Source organism: Faecalibacterium sp. IP-1-18 (assembly GCF_023347355.1).
GTDB lineage: Bacteria > Bacillota > Clostridia > Oscillospirales > Ruminococcaceae > Faecalibacterium > Faecalibacterium prausnitzii.
This window is the reverse complement of record NZ_CP094472.1, coordinates 504,875-520,549: the sequence shown is the minus strand read 5'-3', so window position 1 is coordinate 520,549 and position 15,675 is coordinate 504,875. Positions and strand designations below refer to the sequence as shown.

Below are 15,675 nucleotides of genomic sequence, written 5' to 3'. Positions count from 1 at the left end.
GACGGAACCATGAGGTTAAAAATAGGCTCTACTTACCAAAAGGCTGTTACAATCATCGAAAAACTCAAGGAGGGGAACGCTTCCATTTTTATCTGTGGAAAAAGCGGAACCGGTAAGACCACCCTTTCTTCCGATATCATTATAAGGAATTTATTAGAGTCAGGTGTTCGAATCGTAGTCATAGATCATCGTCACGCTGTGTCTCTGCCAGCAGACTTAGAGCCTTATGTGCATCGTCAGGACGTGTCTCAAAAGCCACTCAAGCTGCATTTGTTTGGAACATCAGCAAATCCCGCAGATGCCTCTGCATCTTTCGTTGATACGGTTGCATCCGTCATCAGGCTATCAGATGGGCAAAAGCCGTTACTGCTATCCCTACTAGAAAAGGTTCTCCGTGATTCACCTGCCCCGAATGAGGCATTGGAACGATTACACCTAGAAATCCAGAATTCCCGGTCACTCGCTGCACCCGGTTTGGAAAAAGCCTTGACTCCTTTATGGGGACAGAAGTTTTTCGAGAATGGCGATTTCGAGATTTTCTCCGGCATCACCTTGCTGGAATTAGATTCGTTTCCGCCATCCACGCAACACATCGTTGAAGAGGTGGTTTTTGCAGCACTGTTACGAGAAGCCACTCGCGAGGATTTCCCACCCACTTTCCTGTACTTGGATGAATTGAGTAACTTCCCATTGCACCAAACAAGTGCACTGGGAAAAATTCTCAACGAGGGTCGCAAATATGGTTTGTACTGCTTGCTGGTTGCCCAGAGCATCTGTAATTTTAAGGCTGGGCAACGGATTTTGCTTCAGCAGTGCAAGTATGCTATGTATTTCCAACCTGCTGATGATGAGATTCGTATGTGTGCCCGTTTCATTAGTTCGTCAGGTGGAACCAAGTTGACTTCCATGCTAAAGAGTCTTCAGGTTGGCGAGTTCCTAGTCTCCGGCCCGGTTTATGTAGGCGATTCTGACACACCGACCACCAAGCCGCTGGTCGTCCATAGTAAGCCACCAGAGGATGTCGTTCCTGCCAGTGATTCACCGACGATTCCGATGCCTTCTGACACCGAGCCAATTCTCCCACCAGCACAGATCGATTTTCTTCCACCACTGGATGAACTTGACGGTTGCGACGATTGCAATGATGAAGATTCCACTCAAAACAATGAGTTTGAGCCAGTCACAGAGGATGTCTATCCTCCCTTGCCAAGTTCATCTTGTGAGCTTTCCTCTGCCTCAATATCGCCCAGTAAAGAGGTCTCCGAGCCACCAAAGCAAGACTTGCCCACATCTGAGCAAATTATCGCATCCATCGCTTCATCGAACCGGCCTCGTTCTTGTTATGATTATTATAGTCCTGCATGGCCACAAACGCAACCCATTGATAGTTCCTGTGTGGAATTTGATTTTAGCCACGCAGATTTTAGCTCCCTTGTACGAAAAGACGACAAACGCTTCGTCTTCACTCCAAATATCAAACCATAAAAATTTTACGTCAATTCAAACAAGTATAATTACTATGAAGCGTTGAACGCTTCAAACTACAAATATTTTCAGGAGGAAACACCTATGAAAAACAACAACAGCGATTTTATCAGTCTGACCGCAGCCGTCCGCCGCGCTCGAAGCGAAGGGCTGGAACTCAGCTATTCCTGCCTGCGGAGGTTTGTCGCCGAAGGATTCATTCCACACGTGCCCAATGGTAGCCATATTTTAGTATACTATCCAAACGTAGCCAATCTGATAAAGAACGGTGTGACTGCCGAACAAAGTCGAGCATATCAGCTTTCCCGTAGTCGAAGCTAATCCAACAGTCCGCCCTCGGTATCCTAGATGCCGAGGGCATTTTTTGAAGCAAATTTAGATCAATTGGAGGTTCAAATCTATGTTCTGTGAAAATTGCGGTCATCAAATCTCCGATACCGCCAAATTCTGCTCTGCCTGCGGTCATCCTGTTGGCACAGCACCATCCCCCGGTGTAGGAGCACCGCCTACTGTTCCAGCCAAGCGAGAATCGCCCCGGCTGAAAGCATCGTCTGGTAATGGAAGCATCTCTAGAATGTCCGGGATACGCCGTAAGCCGTGGCTGCTCCGTATGCCAATCCCTGACCCTCACACAGGTATTACAGTTGTAAAAACTGTCGGCACTTATGTCACCCGTGAAGAAGCCGAAGCGGTTCGTGCTGAAATGATGAAACGCCCTGCTACACCATATCAAGATTCCACCTTAGCAAAAATTCACGAGATCTTTCTGGAATCTCGTGAGTACAAAGGCCGTTCTGATAAGGCCCGTGAACTGTATGATCTGGCATGGAAATACCTAAAACCACTTTGGTATTACAAAATTGCAGCCCTTTATGCACAGGACTTCCAAAACATCCTTGATAAAATGGCCGATGATGGCCTGTCTCAGAGCATGTTGGAAAAAGAGCGTACTCTTATCAGCAAGCTGTATCGCACAGCCATTGGCTGGCGTGTCGTGGATGCCAACCTTGCATCTGTCCTGAAAGTTGAGGGGCGTAAATCGCCGGAACGCGAAATCTTCACGGACGAACAGGTGACGCTGATCCTGAACCAAAAGAACACTCCCACCGGACAGATGGTAATTGCTCTTCTGGCCTGTGGAGTGCGTATCTATGAGCTGCTGCACTTCAAACACGAAGATTTTCACCGCACGGAATCCGGTGCTTATCTGATTGGCGGCTGCAAGACTGAGGCCGGACGCAACCGTATCATTCCCATTCTTGACTTCGGAATCCCGATTTTTGAACATGCGTATGCCACCTCTGTGGAAAACGGCCCACTCTTTCCCAACGGAAAAGGTGGATTCTGGAACGAAAAGAACTGGCGTAATCGCAAATTCTATCCGTTCTTGGAGGAAATCGGCATCCAGCCAAATCCTTACGACGAAAACGGCAAACGTAAACCGGAGTTTGCCGGGAAGCTCGCCACTTATACGCCCTACACCACCCGGCATACATACGCCAGCCTTTGTGACCGTGCGGGTGTCAACAAAGATATCCTGAAACGTGCTGTCGGGCACACGCCCAAATCCAAAACGCTGGATGAAGTCTATCTCCATCCGAAAGCGACCCAGATGATCGAAGCCTTTGATAAGGCCAATCAGCTGGTCAATGATGAAGTTCTGACCACAACGAAGGCATAACAACTTCAAAGAGAAAAGCTGCCGATCTGTGAGAATTTTTCTCTCATGGATGGTAGCTTTCTTTTTTTGTTTGCACAATCTGTGTCAGGTCTCATCGCTTCATTCTTATTTAAAATTCAGCGGTGGAACTTTCTCCATCAGATCCTCCACGTTGCAATTCAGCGCACGCGCAAGGCGAAGCAGCGTTTCTGCTTGTGCTTTGTTGATGTCCTTCTGTCGCTGTTCGTACTGCTGGATGGTACGCACAGGCACATCAGCCTGTCCTGCCAGTTCCGATTGGCTCAATCCGGCCAATGTGCGCATGGCTTTCAGGTTTGTTTCCGGCTTTGCCGCACGGTACAACTCGTTCATCTTGTCTGCAAACTGCCGTACATCCATCTCGTGGTAGGGCGTATACAGCAGCCGCACTTTCGTGATAGGCACTGCCTGTTCAATCTCCGCAAAGCGCAAACTGGTCAGCCACTGGTAATAGGCAAGAGCCCAGCCTGTCCAGTATTCCGGGCTGCGGTCGTAGGCATACGAGGGTTTCTGCATAGGCACGACTTCGCCCGCCTGCTCCAATACAGCACGGGCAAGTTCTACACCGGACAAGCCCACCAACACAGAACAATCCCCCTGCTCGAACCGGGCAGACAGTTCACTGGTCACAAACCACTGCCATGCCATCTCCAACGGATAATGCAGATCGTTGACAAGATAATCCAACATCCGGGCAAGATTTTTCTGTGCAGCAGAAAGATAGCTTTTATCGTAAGCGTGGATCATTGGGCTTCATCTCCTCGTCGAGAATCGTGGTAATATAAAGGTCTCCCCTCTGACGGCGGTTGCGCTCCACGTCAAAATATTGGCGGCGGGCTGTCTGGTCACGGAAGGCCTTTTTCTTATACCATTCTTTAGAGTCTGCGGTCTCATAGCCGAGAAATTCCAGCTGTTCAAAGGCCGCTTTGCTTTTCAGCACGAACTGCTGCCCCAGCTTGCCCAAGCGCATGGCATTGCACAACTGGCGGTAAGAGATTGCACCGTTGATAAAATCGGATGCAAAGGAAAAATAGCTGTCATCTGCCCTGTAGCCAATGATGATATCAGCAGACTTATAGTCGAGGTGAAAAGTGTTCATCAGGTATTCTTTGGCTTCTGCGGCCAGCGGGGCAGAAGTATCGAATTCGCGGTTCTCCAAAAGAATCGTCAGCCACTGCAGCATCGTGTAACCGGGAGCGTTCAAATCCAGAATGGTCAAACCGTCGCATTCGATTTTATACCGGTTAGCGTAGCCATTGTGGTCGATGCCAACGCCCCACTCTTTGGCCATGTTGGGGTTCTGAGTGCAGTAAAAGCCGATGCCATAGTCATTGTAGGGCTTGCCATAGCTGAACTTTGGCTTTTCAATAATATGATCCGAACCGTGATAAATTGTTTTTTCCACAGAACCACCTCCTCGCTCTAATTATACTCCCGCAGGAGTATACACGCAAGAGCTTTATATGAGAATTACGCTATGCACAACACAAGATGTTTTCTTTTCGCTTTGATCAACCCGTTCTTGTGCTTCCTGATGGATTAGAGTATAATGAATACAATGATATTTTCAGGATAGGAGGCATCATATGGGAAGCTATCTGAATCCGGGCAGCAAGGGCTTTCAGGAAAGCCTAAACTCCGAAATCTATGTAGATAAGACCGGATTGATCGAAAAGACCAATGCCGTTTTGAACACCAGACAGAAGTTCATCTGTGTCAGTCGTCCTCGCCGTTTCGGCAAGTCGATGGCTGCCGATATGCTAGCCGCTTACTATGACCGTGGTGAGAATTCCGCATCGTTGTTCAGTTCCTTGAAAATCCACTATGTGTCATCTTATCAGCAGCACCTCAACCAATATGACGTAATTAAAGTCAACATGCAGGAATTTCTCAGCATGACGCATAGCATGGATGAAATGCTAACAATGCTGCAAAAATATCTTGTATTTGATTTAACGGACCATTTTCAAAATGTCCGTTTTCGGGATAAAAACAACCTCATTCAGGTCATGAAAGACATTTATGCAAAAACAAATCGTTCTTTCGTGATTTTGATTGACGAATGGGATTGCCTGTTTCGGGAATACCAGCAAAATCAGGATGCGCAGAAGAAATATCTTGACTTTCTGCGAGCTTGGCTCAAAGACAAGGATTACGTTGCATTGGCCTACATGACAGGCATCTTACCCATTAAAAAGTACGGCTCCCACTCTGCACTAAATATGTTTACTGAGTATTCCATGACCGATCCCGGTGAACTGGCAGAGTATTTTGGCTTTACCGAATCAGAAGTGTCTGCTCTTTGCGAAAAGTATCAGATGAGCTTTGAGGAGGCCAAAGCATGGTATGATGGCTATGACCTGATTGCGCATCGGCGGTCCGGAGATGAGCATTATTCCATGTACAGCCCTAAATCTGTTGTGGATGCGATGCTGCGGCACAAATTCGGCACCTATTGGAATCAAACCGAAACCTATGAAGCCTTGAAAATTTATATCCAGATGGATATGGATGGCTTGCAGGATGCGGTTGTCCGAATGCTGGCAGGCGAAGCCATAAAAATCAACACGGGCACTTTCAGCAATGACATGACCACCTTTGCCAGCAAAGACGATGTTCTGACCCTGCTGGTGCATTTGGGTTATCTGACCTACAATAGCATAGATGAAGCCGTGACTATTCCCAACAAGGAAGTCTCGCAGGAATATGTCAATGCCCTCAGCACGATGAACTGGCACGGTGTAATGGATTCCATAGAAGCGTCTCGCAGGCTGCTGGAAGCACTATGGGCGATGGATGCGGATGCTGTAGCCGCCGGAGTTGACAAAGCACATGAAGAAGTGTCAGTTCTTCAATATAACGATGAAAATTCGTTGAGTTGTATCATCAATCTGGCTTTCTATTTTGCACGAGAGTATTACACGATAGTGCGGGAGTTGCCTGCAGGTAAAGGCTTTGCCGATGTGTGTATGATTCCTCACAGGATGCATCTAGACAAACCTGCAGTAGTAATCGAACTGAAATGGAACAAGAGTGCATCTGGTGCACTTGCTCAAATCAAGGAGAAACACTATGGAAACGCCTTGAAAGATTATCAAGGGAACATTCTGCTAGTGGGCATCAACTATGATAAAGCCACCAAAAAACACGAGTGTCTCATCGAGAAAATTCAAAAGTAGCCGTTTCCACATCTAACTCGTTGTCTCTCTTTGGAATCTTTCAATAAAATTTTCGCCACTTTCAAGAAGAGCCATCCCCTCCACTGACAAGAAAAGCCGTCAACGCATGAGAGAAATCTCTCACGTTTGACGGTTTTCTTTTTTACCCTAAAAGTACTCTTGCTCTGCGCTGTACCTCTTTTTCGATCATCTTCAAGCGATTTGGCGGCAGATTATAACGTGTCGCTCTGCGGTCAAAATGGAAATCCAGCAGCATATGGAGCATTGCACGGTGACGAGGTTTTATTGCACTCTTTGCAGCTGCAAAGAAATCATCGTATGCAAGCGGAAGCAGTGTGCGGGCATATTCATCAAATGCTTTCTGGTTGTCCCAAAGATCCGTTCCGCCCAGACTGAACAGCGAGTTTCCGTGGTCAAACAGCGGTGCGGGTGCCGCAATCGTGTTGGTCTTATTATCCACCAACACGCCAAAGTTTCCATAGTGGCGGTCTGTATTGCAGATGATTGCATCAAAGACCAGCATATCTTCCAGCGCATCCACAAAGTTCTGACCTAACGTCTGATAATACGCAAAAATTGCTTTTATTCCACCTTTGGACACAAGCTGTCCGATGGGAATATAAGAATACTCTTTGCTGGTGAACAGCTCACACTTGGAACAGAGCGTCTTTTTCAGATCTTTTGTCAGGGTGTAGCGAATCGCATTCACGCCCATCACCTGCGCAACTTGATAAGCATACAGTTCCGAGTACGGTTCAAACCCCAGATTGCTGAACCCTGACGTGCCACCTTTATAAAGATAGATTTTTCCGTTTTGTCTGCGCCAGCATTTGGGCAGCATCCCGTTGGTCGAGAACTCCGGGCAGGATGCAAGCGAAGTTCGTATGCTGCTGCAATATCCTGTAAAGGCGATTACTGCCAGCACCTGACTGAATCGGTTATCGTAAAGATTTACTTTTTCAAAAGTATCCCCGGAACCCTCTGCATCCACCCAAAAGCAATCATTGAGTGAAAGACCTTTATTGGCTGCAATAATTCCAAGCGGTCGATTCAAAGAAAGCCCCACCTTAGAGAGCAGAGCATCTACATACGCTCGGTTCTTCGGAATTGTGCGATGCCGCAGCCAGCGTTCTACACCATCTTCTGATACAGTCAGATTCAAAGGTAGAAAAGAACGGTTTTCTTTGTAGACTTTTATAATATGGAGGCCAGTATCTGCACTGTCCATGTTTGCTTCAAAGGTAAACAGCGGCAAATCAAAATGCCGGATGGTGTAGCGCACAGCGATTTCTCCTTTCATCCATGATCTTTTCCTTTATTGTACGGCATCAGAATCCGAATGAAAAGCACCGTCGTCATTCTGCACAAAATTCAAGGATAAAATTTTATATCCAAAAACCACAAAAATCGGGTTTCCGGGGTCATTTTGCCGTTCCTCCCCGAATTTTGCTACAGATCTGCTACAAACTTGCTACAAACGACTGAAAAGGGGGCCTCCTACACGTTTCATTATCAATATGCAAAAGTGAATTCGTTTCACTTTTAGGCGTCAAAAAGCACGTAGATACAAGAAAAAGCCGCTTACCCTTTCAGGTAAACGGCTTTACGTTTGGTGGAGCATTGTCCACAGCACTCGAACCCAACACTTCCTCACGGGTGACCGTTTTGGCATCATCCGTGAAGTTGAAATTGAGTACGACCCGGTCATCAAAGACGTAGACCGAGTTGACAAAGGTATCAATGATCTGCCGCTGGTGTTCCGTGCTGCCCACGTCACCCTTGCGGAATTTTTCAAGCCAGAACCGAATCCACTCACGGGTCAGGACGGGCTTTTTCAGCTCTTCTTCCAGAATGCTGGTGTTCAGGGATTCTTTCCGGGCTTCCAGCTCGTCCAACCGCTGCTTGGTGGTCGGGGTCAGGATGCCCTGTTCAATGGCTTCCAGAAGGTTTGCCAGCCGCTTCTCCGTGTCCCGGAGCTGCTCTTTCAGGACAGGCAGCCGGGTGTTCTCCTGCTGCTGGGCTTCCATGACCAAATCTATCAGCCGTTCGATAATTTCATCGCTGAAGATCACCTTAATGGCGGTGTCCACCACGAACCGTTCCAGCGGCTCCTTGCGGATAGCCTTCAGGTCACAGTGCGCCTTGCCGTGGCGCTTGGCGTTGCCGCACTTGTAGTAATAGTAGGTGTTTCCCATGTGGCTGGTGCCGCTTTCGCCACCCATCAGGGTGCCGCACTTGCCACAGAACAGCTTAGTGGTCAGCAGATAGCTCACATCCTCTTTTGCAGGCCGACCGTGGGCGATCCTGTTCTGCTCGAAACGCTGCTGCACCCGGTCGAACAAATCCTGGTCAACAATAGCCGGAATGCCGCCCGGCGTCACAATGTCCTTGTAGCGGTATTCGCCGATGTAGCGGCGGTTGCGGAAGATCTGGAAGAAGCTGTTCTTTACGAACGGCTTCCCGGTGCGGGTACGCAGGCCGCGCTCATTCAGGGATGCTGCAATCTTCTCAGCCGGTTCGCCGTCGGCGTACCGGGTGAAGATCTCTTGCACGATGGGAGCCGTTTCCGGGTCGATATGGTACAGCCTGTCCTCCTTGCCGATGGTGAAGCCCAGCGGCACCACACCGCCGTTGTACTTGCACTGGAGGGCGTTTTCGCGCTCACCGCGCGCCACTTTCAGGGCGAGTTCGGCGGAATAGTATTCCGCCATGCCAATCAGCATACTCTCCACCATAATGCCTTCAGGCCCCTGCGAGATGGGTTCCATGGCAGACACCAGATGGACACCGTTCTTTTCCAGCTGGTACTTGTAGTTCACGGCATCGAACCGATTCCGGGCAAAGCGGTCCAGCTTCCAGACCAGAACTACGTCGAAGATTTTCCTTCCGCTGTCCTTGATCATCCGCTGAAAGTCTGGGCGGTCATCCGTTTTGGCAGAGTAGGCACGGTCAATGTAAGTGCCGACCACGGTGATGCCGTTCTTCTCGGCGTAGTCCTTGCAGTCGCGCAGCTGTCCCTCAATGGACGCTTCACGCTGGCTGTCGGATGAATAGCGGGCGTAGATCACGGCGGTCATGGTTGCACCTCCTTGGCGTGTATTCGACTTGCCTTTATAGTATCGGGTCAAGCGCAGCTTGTCAACAATCTGCGAGCAGATTGAAATGTGAAAATTGCGAAACGCAGCGAAAAAGCTGAGAGCAAGAATCGTCCCGTAGCCACAAATTTTCAATTCTTGAAAATTTCTTGTCCATCCGGGACTTCACTTCTTCAACTCATGTGAGTTTCCGAAGTGCTCTTGTTGGGGCGTGCCTGCCCCAAACCCTGCTAGGAACGAGTACGACAAACTGGAATTTATACCCGGTACTTGTCTCGATTTATAGTCATATCAACCAAATGAAATACAAGTAAGATAATAAAAATAACGGAAACTATTATTATTCCTGCGCCCGGCTTGATAAAATCAATTATACCGCCAAGACAAAAGAGCATTGCCCATGTCTTAATCCGTTTTCCAGTAACTCTGCATATTTTCTCTGTGTTTAATCCAGTATAATCTCCTGATAAAAACAGCACACTTCTTTCTGTATTCCTTGATTTGATAAAAAATCTTCCAACAAAAAAGAGAACAGTTGCCATCAGTAAATCAATAAATATAATTATTATTTTCATTTTCAACACCTCTAATTCTAAGTTCACAACTTCCAATTTACTGGGCTAAGCCGAGTATACCATACTCTCCAATGAAAGAACACCCCCGATATAGTGAAATTTTGCCATTTTCCTGCGTACGTGCGTACACGCTCCGCAGGGATTCCAAAGGGGCTATGCCCCTTGGCACACAGACTTTGGAACAAAGTCTAGTGTGTTACACCTTGCCAGAGGTGTACACGCTCTCCCGGTACGCACGTACACAGCGATTGCCCCAATGCGTCATATAGGGTGACAACCAAGTTCGCACAAAGCGAACTTGATTCCGCAAAGCAAAAGGCAGGATACCACTATCATAGTGATACCCTGCCTTTGCTCGTTTACCGTTCCGAGTAGTCCTTCCGCAGAACCTCCGATAAACAAAAAACATACCCGAACCCTTTTTCGTAAAAAATCGGGTTCGAGTACGAACTGTATGGTGGAGAATTAGGGACTCGAACCCCAGACCCCCTGCGTGTGATGCAGGTGCTCTAACCAGCTGAGCTAATCCTCCATATTTGCTTGTGTTGTTCGTTCCGAACTGGAACGTGATTATTATAGCACGGCCTTTGCAGAAATGCAAGCCCTAATTTAAAATTATTTTACTTTTCTCGAAACGCTTTCTCCGGCTGCAAAAATGGTGCGCCGACCGCCGGGCGTGCAACATTACCGCCGGGCAGCCGCATCGGCTGCACCCTGCACAAAAAATGTGCGGCAGGCTGTTGCTCTTTGCCTGTAAATCGTGTATACTTGGGGCAGAAAGCCGTACAAAAGAAATCGAGGGATGAATATGACACTTCGCGGGATCATCACGCTGGTAATATTGGCTGTGCTGTTTGCGCTGGCTGTGGTCTGGATCTCCAGACAGGGCGGCTGGAAGGGCGAGGGCTGCAACGGCAATTGCGCCTCCTGCCACAGCCATTGCGAGGACCCGGACACCAGGAAGAAATAACCAAAACAGGGCTGCTGCACGAAACACGGTGCAGCAGCCCTGTTTTATGGTTGTGCCACAGAAACGACCGCGAGCGTTTCTGGGGCACTTTTCACGGCTGTTTGCTCAGAACGCGCCGCGCTGGGCGGCGTAGACAGCGATGGTGCTCAAAAGGTCCTGCAACGCCTTCTGGTAGGTGGTGCGGCCGATGTGCAGCTGCTCCAAGATCTCGTCCTCCGGGCGCTGCTCAAAAAAGCGCATTCGCAGCAGGTCTGCCCGCATGGGGTCGTGCGCCTGATAGTAGTCGAGGCCCTCATCAATGGCGCTTTGCCAGCGGCGGTTTTCCGGCGTGCGCGCCCAGTGCCGCTCGCCATACTTGCGCAGGGCGTTCCGGGTCACATCGCGCTGCTCCGGTGTCACTGGCGCTTCCCCCTTTTGGGCAGCTCCAGCGTTGCACTGCGCGAGAACCGGTTCTCGGCATCGAAAAAGCAGGCGTCCCGCTCGGCCATCGTCAGGCCCAGCATGGTGGAAAGCCGCTCGGCCTCGTCCAGCTTGAACTGGGTCTCGCCCAGCAGCTTGTGCCGCAGGGTGTTGCTGCTGATGTGCAGCACACTGGCCACATATTGCAGCTTGTAGCCGCTGTCCTGAATGTAGGTGTAGATCAGATTCGTGTTTGCCATGGCTTCTCTCCTTTTTTGTAGTTCGCTGCATTTGAAACAATCATTGGTTGTATTATACTCCGTTGTTGATTATCTGTCAACCTATTATTTCCAAAACGCGCTGTAATTGTTGATTTTCAGGAAATTTTCTGCTATACTCAGAATAGAAAACCGCATTTCATACCACAACACATAGTTTTCAGGAGAACCGTCATGTCTGATCTGTCCACCCGTGTCCGTCTGCGCCGGGAGCAGCTGGGTCTTTCGCAGGAGGAGCTTGCCCGGCGCATGGGCTACCGCTCCCGTTCCTCCATCACCAAGCTGGAAAAAGGCATCAACGATCTGCCCCAGTCCAAAGTGGAGGAGCTGGCACAGGCGCTGGAGACCACTCCCGCCGCTCTGCTGGGGCTGGACGCGCCCTGCGCCTGTCCCCCGGGCTTTGAGCCGCTGCCCACCATGGTGCAGGTGCCGCTGATCGGCTCCATCGCCTGCGGCACGCCCATCACCGCCGAGCAGAACATCGAGTGCTATATCGGAGTGCCCGCCGCGTGGCACGCGGATTTCGCCCTGACCTGCCACGGCGACAGTATGTCTCCCACGATATGCAACGGAGACATCGTATGCATCCGTTGCCAGCCCGAGGTGGAGCAGGGCGAGATCGCTGCCGTGCGGGTGGGCGAGGAAGCCACCCTCAAGCACTTCCACCGGCAGGGCGATGCCGTGATGCTGCTGGCCGATAACGCCGCCGTCTGCCCGCCCATGTTCTACGCTGGAGAGCAGCTTTCGGAGCTGCACATCGAGGGCAAGGCCGTGGGGCTTTGCCGCGGCCTATAAGATAAGGAGAGAAAGGAGCAGCCTGTGTTCGGCAAAAAGAAAATGTCCCCCTCCTACGACCCCGCCGCCCAGAAGCCGGTGCTGCGGTGCAGCATCTGCACCGGGGAGCAGGTGGCCGGGTTTCAGGATCTGCACACTGGCCATTTTACCGAGGTACAGCTGATCCGCAGCCCGCAGGAATTGCAGGCCTTCCGCAGCCGGTACGGCATCCCCGCCGACTGCCCCATTGAAAAGATCTATTGAGCAAGGAGTTCATCATGCAGCAGGCACCCGAAGCCATGACCCTGAAGGTCATTGCCCATATCCATACCGCCTTTCCCACCAAGTTCGGCATTCCGCGCCAGAGCGGGCTGGTAGAAGAGCTGCGGGGCGAGATCGTTTTCACCCCGGAATACCGCAACCCCGACGCCCTGCGCGGACTGGAGGATTTCAGTCATATCTGGCTGGTGTGGCAGTTTTCCGGCGCGGTGCGGGAAAGCTGGTCTCCCACCGTGCGCCCGCCGCGCCTTGGCGGCAACACCCGGGTGGGCGTGTTTGCCACCCGCTCCCCCTTCCGACCGAACCCTCTGGGGCTTTCCAGCGTAAAGCTGGAGGCCATTGAGCAGCGCCCGGACGTGGGGCCGGTGCTCATCGTGCGCGGTGCCGACCTGATGGACGGCACCCCCATCTACGATATCAAGCCCTACATCCCCTATGCGGACTGCCACCCGGACGCCGCCGAGGGCTTTACCGGGCAGACCCGCACCCACCATCTGGAAGTCTCCTGCCCGGAGACGCTGTGGCAAACCGTACCGGAGGCCGACCGCGCCGCTTTGCAGGGCGTGCTGGCCAGCGACCCCCGCCCCTCCTACCAGCACGACCCGCAGCGGGTGTACGGCATGGAGTTTGCCGGGCTGGAGGTGCATTTTAGCGTGGACGGTGCTCAGCTCACCGTGCAGGATATCACCCTGTTATAAAAGGAGCCGTTCATGGAACTGCGGACTGTCAATACCTTTTTGCACATCGCTGAGCTGCACAGCTTTTCCCGCACCGCGCGGCAGCTGGGCTACTCGCAGTCGGCGGTGTCCTCCCAAATCGCACAGTTGGAAGCCGAACTGGGCACCCCGCTGTTTGACCGTGTGGGTAAAACGGTGCGCCTGACCGATGCCGGGCAGACCTTTTTAGGCTACGCCCGCACCCTGCTGGAAACTGCCCAGCAGGCACAGGCCGCCTTGCAGCCCGCCCAGCAGGTGCGGGGCAGTCTGCGCATCGCGCTGGCGGATTCCGTGTGCAGCACCTTTTTACCGGGGCTGTTGCAGCGCTATCATGCCCGCTGCCCGCAGGTGGAGCTGGTGCTGCACACCGCCAGCTCGGACGAGATGCTGCAATTGCTGAGCACCAATCAGGTAGACCTTGTCTACACGCTGGATCAGCCCCTTTTGCAGCCTGCACTGGTGCTGGCGGCAGATGTACCAGAGCCGGTGTGCTTCATTGCGCCGCTGCAGCATCCGCTGGCGCAGGAAAGCGTGCTCCCGCTGGACATTCTGCCCCGGCAGGAGTTTCTGCTCACCGAGCGGGGCATGAGCTACCGGGACGCACTGGACCAGTGCATGGCGGCGCACGGCCTTGCCATCCACCCCTATCTGGAGCTGGGCAGCGCCGCACTGCTGTGCCAGATGGTGGAGCAGGGCATGGGGCTTTCCTTTTTGCCGGAGTACATCGTGCGCAGCGCGCTGGCCGAAGGGCGTCTGGCGCGGCTGAACGTACCGGACTGCACCGTCATGATGCACCGGCAGCTGTTCTACCACCGCGATAAATGGGTGACCCCGCAGATGAATGTATTCATCGAGCTGGTGCGGCAGGGCGCACAGACAAAATGATTGGGAATGCCCGCCGCGTTGCTTTGGGCATATTCAGCGTAAAAATTATTTTATTTCGGGGTTCAGAAACGCCTGTAGGCGTTTCTGAACCCCATTTTCACGGGAGGGTTTTCCAAAACGAAAAACCGCCGAAGGTTTTCCTTCGGCGGTCTTTCGTATGATAGGAGGATCAAAAATGATCTTTGCTAAGTCTTAGTTCAGGATGGTCTGCTCGGTCTCGATGTCGAACAGGTGCACCTTATGGGGATCGAAGGCAACGCGGACGGTGTCTCCGTTGCGAGCCTTGGAGGTGGGAGCAACACGAGCGGTCATCTTGTTGCCCTTGTACTCCAGGTACAGGTAGATCTCAGCACCCATCATTTCGGAAACATCGACCTTAGCATCCAGCTGGCAGTCGGTGTGCTTTGCCATAAACTCGGGCTCGTCGTCGATATCCTCGGGACGGATGCCCATCTTGATCTTCTTGCCAACGTAGGAATCCAGCTTGCCGTCGGCGGTCTTTTCCTTGGGCAGGGGGATCACGTCGCCGCCCAGGTCAATACCGTACAGGTCGCCCTTCTTGATCAGGGTGCCGTCCAGGAAGTTCATCTGGGGGCTGCCGATGAAGCCTGCAACGAACATATTGCAGGGCATATCGTACAGGTTCTGCGGGGTATCGACCTGCTGGATGATGCCGTCCTTCATAACCACGATACGGTCGCCCATGGTCATAGCCTCGGTCTGGTCGTGGGTAACGTAGATGAAGGTGGTAGCCAGCTTCTTGTGCAGCTTGATGATCTCGGTGCGCATGGAGGTACGCAGCTTAGCATCCAGGTTGGACAGGGGCTCGTCCAGCAGGAAGACTGCCGGGTTACGAACCATTGCACGGCCCAGAGCAACACGCTGACGCTGACCACCGGACAGAGCCTTGGGCTTGCGATCCAGCAGGTGCTCGATCTCCAGGATCTTAGCAGCCTCGTGCACGCGCTTGTCGATCTCGTCCTTCGGGGTCTTGCGCAGTTCCAGACCGAAAGCGATGTTCTTGTAAACGGTCATGTGGGGGTACAGAGCGTAGCTCTGGAACACCATGGCGATATCACGATCCTTCGGGGGAACGTCGTTGATCAGACGGCCGCCGATGTACATCTCGCCCTTGGAGATCTCCTCCAGACCGGCGATCATACGCAGGGTGGTGGACTTGCCGCAGCCAGAGGGGCCGACGAAGATGATGAACTCCTTATCCTGGATCTCCAGGTTGAAGTCGGTAACAGACGGGGCAGTTGCGCCCGGATAGATCTTGTAGATGTGCTGGCAGCTAATGGAAGCCATAATCGTTATCCTCCGTAAATATTTGGTGTTTCA

The 15,675-nt window shown here is 51.7% G+C and carries 17 protein-coding genes and 1 tRNA gene; 9 read left to right on the top strand and 9 right to left on the bottom strand.

Translation table 11 applies throughout. The features are described from left to right. Nucleotides 1-9: 9 nt before the first annotated feature. From MTP43_RS02520 to MTP43_RS02510, 3 genes are all read left to right on the top strand, one after another. Entirely contained in the window at nucleotides 10-1,485 is a 1,476-nt protein-coding gene (locus tag MTP43_RS02520) for an ATP-binding protein (RefSeq protein WP_113621519.1), read from the top strand. An 84-nt stretch (nucleotides 1,486-1,569) separates the two neighbouring features. Next, nucleotides 1,570-1,806 (top strand): hypothetical protein, encoded by a 237-nt coding sequence (locus MTP43_RS02515; RefSeq protein ID WP_113621520.1) that lies wholly within the window; start codon nucleotides 1,570-1,572, stop codon nucleotides 1,804-1,806. A 79-nt stretch (nucleotides 1,807-1,885) separates the two neighbouring features. Then, nucleotides 1,886-3,166 carry a zinc-ribbon domain-containing protein gene (locus MTP43_RS02510; RefSeq protein WP_113621521.1) on the top strand — a complete coding sequence of 427 codons (1,281 nt, stop codon included), beginning with the start codon at nucleotides 1,886-1,888 and terminating at the stop codon, nucleotides 3,164-3,166. A gap of 105 nt (nucleotides 3,167-3,271) precedes the next feature. On the opposite strand, the gene MTP43_RS02505 is transcribed toward MTP43_RS02510, so the two are convergent. Both MTP43_RS02505 and MTP43_RS02500 read right to left on the bottom strand, forming a co-directional pair. After that, a complete protein-coding gene (locus MTP43_RS02505; RefSeq protein ID WP_113621522.1) occupies nucleotides 3,272-3,931 on the bottom strand; it encodes a helix-turn-helix domain-containing protein in 660 nt (219 codons plus the stop codon). After that, nucleotides 3,912-4,589 (bottom strand): DUF3990 domain-containing protein, encoded by a 678-nt coding sequence (locus tag MTP43_RS02500; protein WP_181967373.1) that lies wholly within the window; start codon nucleotides 4,587-4,589, stop codon nucleotides 3,912-3,914. The genes MTP43_RS02505 and MTP43_RS02500 overlap by 20 nt, the downstream gene beginning before the upstream one ends. 181 nt (nucleotides 4,590-4,770) lie before the next feature. Here MTP43_RS02500 and MTP43_RS02495 point away from each other — a divergent pair, with 181 nt between their 5' ends. Then, a complete protein-coding gene (locus tag MTP43_RS02495; RefSeq protein ID WP_113621523.1) occupies nucleotides 4,771-6,363 on the top strand; it encodes an AAA family ATPase in 1,593 nt (530 codons plus the stop codon). A gap of 142 nt (nucleotides 6,364-6,505) precedes the next feature. Here the strand turns inward: MTP43_RS02495 and MTP43_RS02490 are convergent, their stop codons facing one another. The 4 genes from MTP43_RS02490 to MTP43_RS02475 form a co-directional block, all read right to left on the bottom strand. Further along, nucleotides 6,506-7,663, bottom strand: coding sequence for an XRE family transcriptional regulator (locus MTP43_RS02490; protein ID WP_113621524.1), 1,158 nt, complete (start codon nucleotides 7,661-7,663; stop codon nucleotides 6,506-6,508). 289 nt (nucleotides 7,664-7,952) lie between these two features. Then, on the bottom strand, nucleotides 7,953-9,440 hold the full coding sequence (locus MTP43_RS02485; protein ID WP_249235046.1) for a recombinase family protein: 1,488 nt from the start codon (nucleotides 9,438-9,440) through the stop codon (nucleotides 7,953-7,955). Between the two features lie 275 nt (nucleotides 9,441-9,715). Then, on the bottom strand, nucleotides 9,716-10,033 hold the full coding sequence (locus MTP43_RS02480; RefSeq protein ID WP_117553755.1) for a hypothetical protein: 318 nt from the start codon (nucleotides 10,031-10,033) through the stop codon (nucleotides 9,716-9,718). A gap of 455 nt (nucleotides 10,034-10,488) precedes the next feature. Next, nucleotides 10,489-10,565, bottom strand: a tRNA-Val gene (locus MTP43_RS02475). Nucleotides 10,566-10,835: 270 nt separating this feature from the next. Here MTP43_RS02475 and MTP43_RS02470 point away from each other — a divergent pair. Then, on the top strand, nucleotides 10,836-11,003 hold the full coding sequence (locus MTP43_RS02470) for a FeoB-associated Cys-rich membrane protein (RefSeq protein ID WP_015536591.1): 168 nt from the start codon (nucleotides 10,836-10,838) through the stop codon (nucleotides 11,001-11,003). A gap of 105 nt (nucleotides 11,004-11,108) precedes the next feature. On the opposite strand, the gene MTP43_RS02465 is transcribed toward MTP43_RS02470, so the two are convergent. Together MTP43_RS02465 and MTP43_RS02460 are read right to left on the bottom strand one after the other, a co-directional pair. After that, nucleotides 11,109-11,402: a hypothetical protein gene (locus MTP43_RS02465; RefSeq protein WP_005923120.1), complete on the bottom strand. Its 294-nt coding sequence runs from the start codon at nucleotides 11,400-11,402 to the stop codon at nucleotides 11,109-11,111. Continuing rightward, complete coding sequence (locus MTP43_RS02460; protein ID WP_015536590.1) at nucleotides 11,399-11,662, bottom strand: hypothetical protein; 264 nt, start codon at nucleotides 11,660-11,662, stop codon at nucleotides 11,399-11,401. The genes MTP43_RS02465 and MTP43_RS02460 overlap by 4 nt, the downstream gene beginning before the upstream one ends. Nucleotides 11,663-11,854: 192 nt before the next feature. On the opposite strand from MTP43_RS02460, the gene MTP43_RS02455 reads away from it, so the two are divergent. Genes MTP43_RS02455 through MTP43_RS02440 form a run of 4 tightly spaced genes read left to right on the top strand, consistent with a single transcriptional unit; the run spans nucleotide 11,855 to nucleotide 14,334 of the window. Then, nucleotides 11,855-12,475, top strand: a complete 621-nt coding sequence (locus tag MTP43_RS02455) for a LexA family protein (RefSeq protein ID WP_005923114.1) — start codon at nucleotides 11,855-11,857, stop codon at nucleotides 12,473-12,475. Nucleotides 12,476-12,499: 24 nt separating this feature from the next. Continuing rightward, nucleotides 12,500-12,718 (top strand): aspartate dehydrogenase, encoded by a 219-nt coding sequence (locus tag MTP43_RS02450; RefSeq protein ID WP_223450768.1) that lies wholly within the window; start codon nucleotides 12,500-12,502, stop codon nucleotides 12,716-12,718. 14 nt (nucleotides 12,719-12,732) lie between these two features. Beyond that, nucleotides 12,733-13,431, top strand: a complete 699-nt coding sequence (gene tsaA / locus MTP43_RS02445; protein WP_113620761.1) for a tRNA (N6-threonylcarbamoyladenosine(37)-N6)-methyltransferase TrmO — start codon at nucleotides 12,733-12,735, stop codon at nucleotides 13,429-13,431. A gap of 12 nt (nucleotides 13,432-13,443) precedes the next feature. Continuing rightward, nucleotides 13,444-14,334 (top strand): LysR family transcriptional regulator, encoded by an 891-nt coding sequence (locus MTP43_RS02440; protein ID WP_015536588.1) that lies wholly within the window; start codon nucleotides 13,444-13,446, stop codon nucleotides 14,332-14,334. 192 nt (nucleotides 14,335-14,526) lie between these two features. Here the strand turns inward: MTP43_RS02440 and MTP43_RS02435 are convergent, their stop codons facing one another. Beyond that, on the bottom strand, nucleotides 14,527-15,642 hold the full coding sequence (locus MTP43_RS02435; RefSeq protein ID WP_015536587.1) for an ABC transporter ATP-binding protein: 1,116 nt from the start codon (nucleotides 15,640-15,642) through the stop codon (nucleotides 14,527-14,529). Nucleotides 15,643-15,675: the final 33 nt, after the last annotated feature.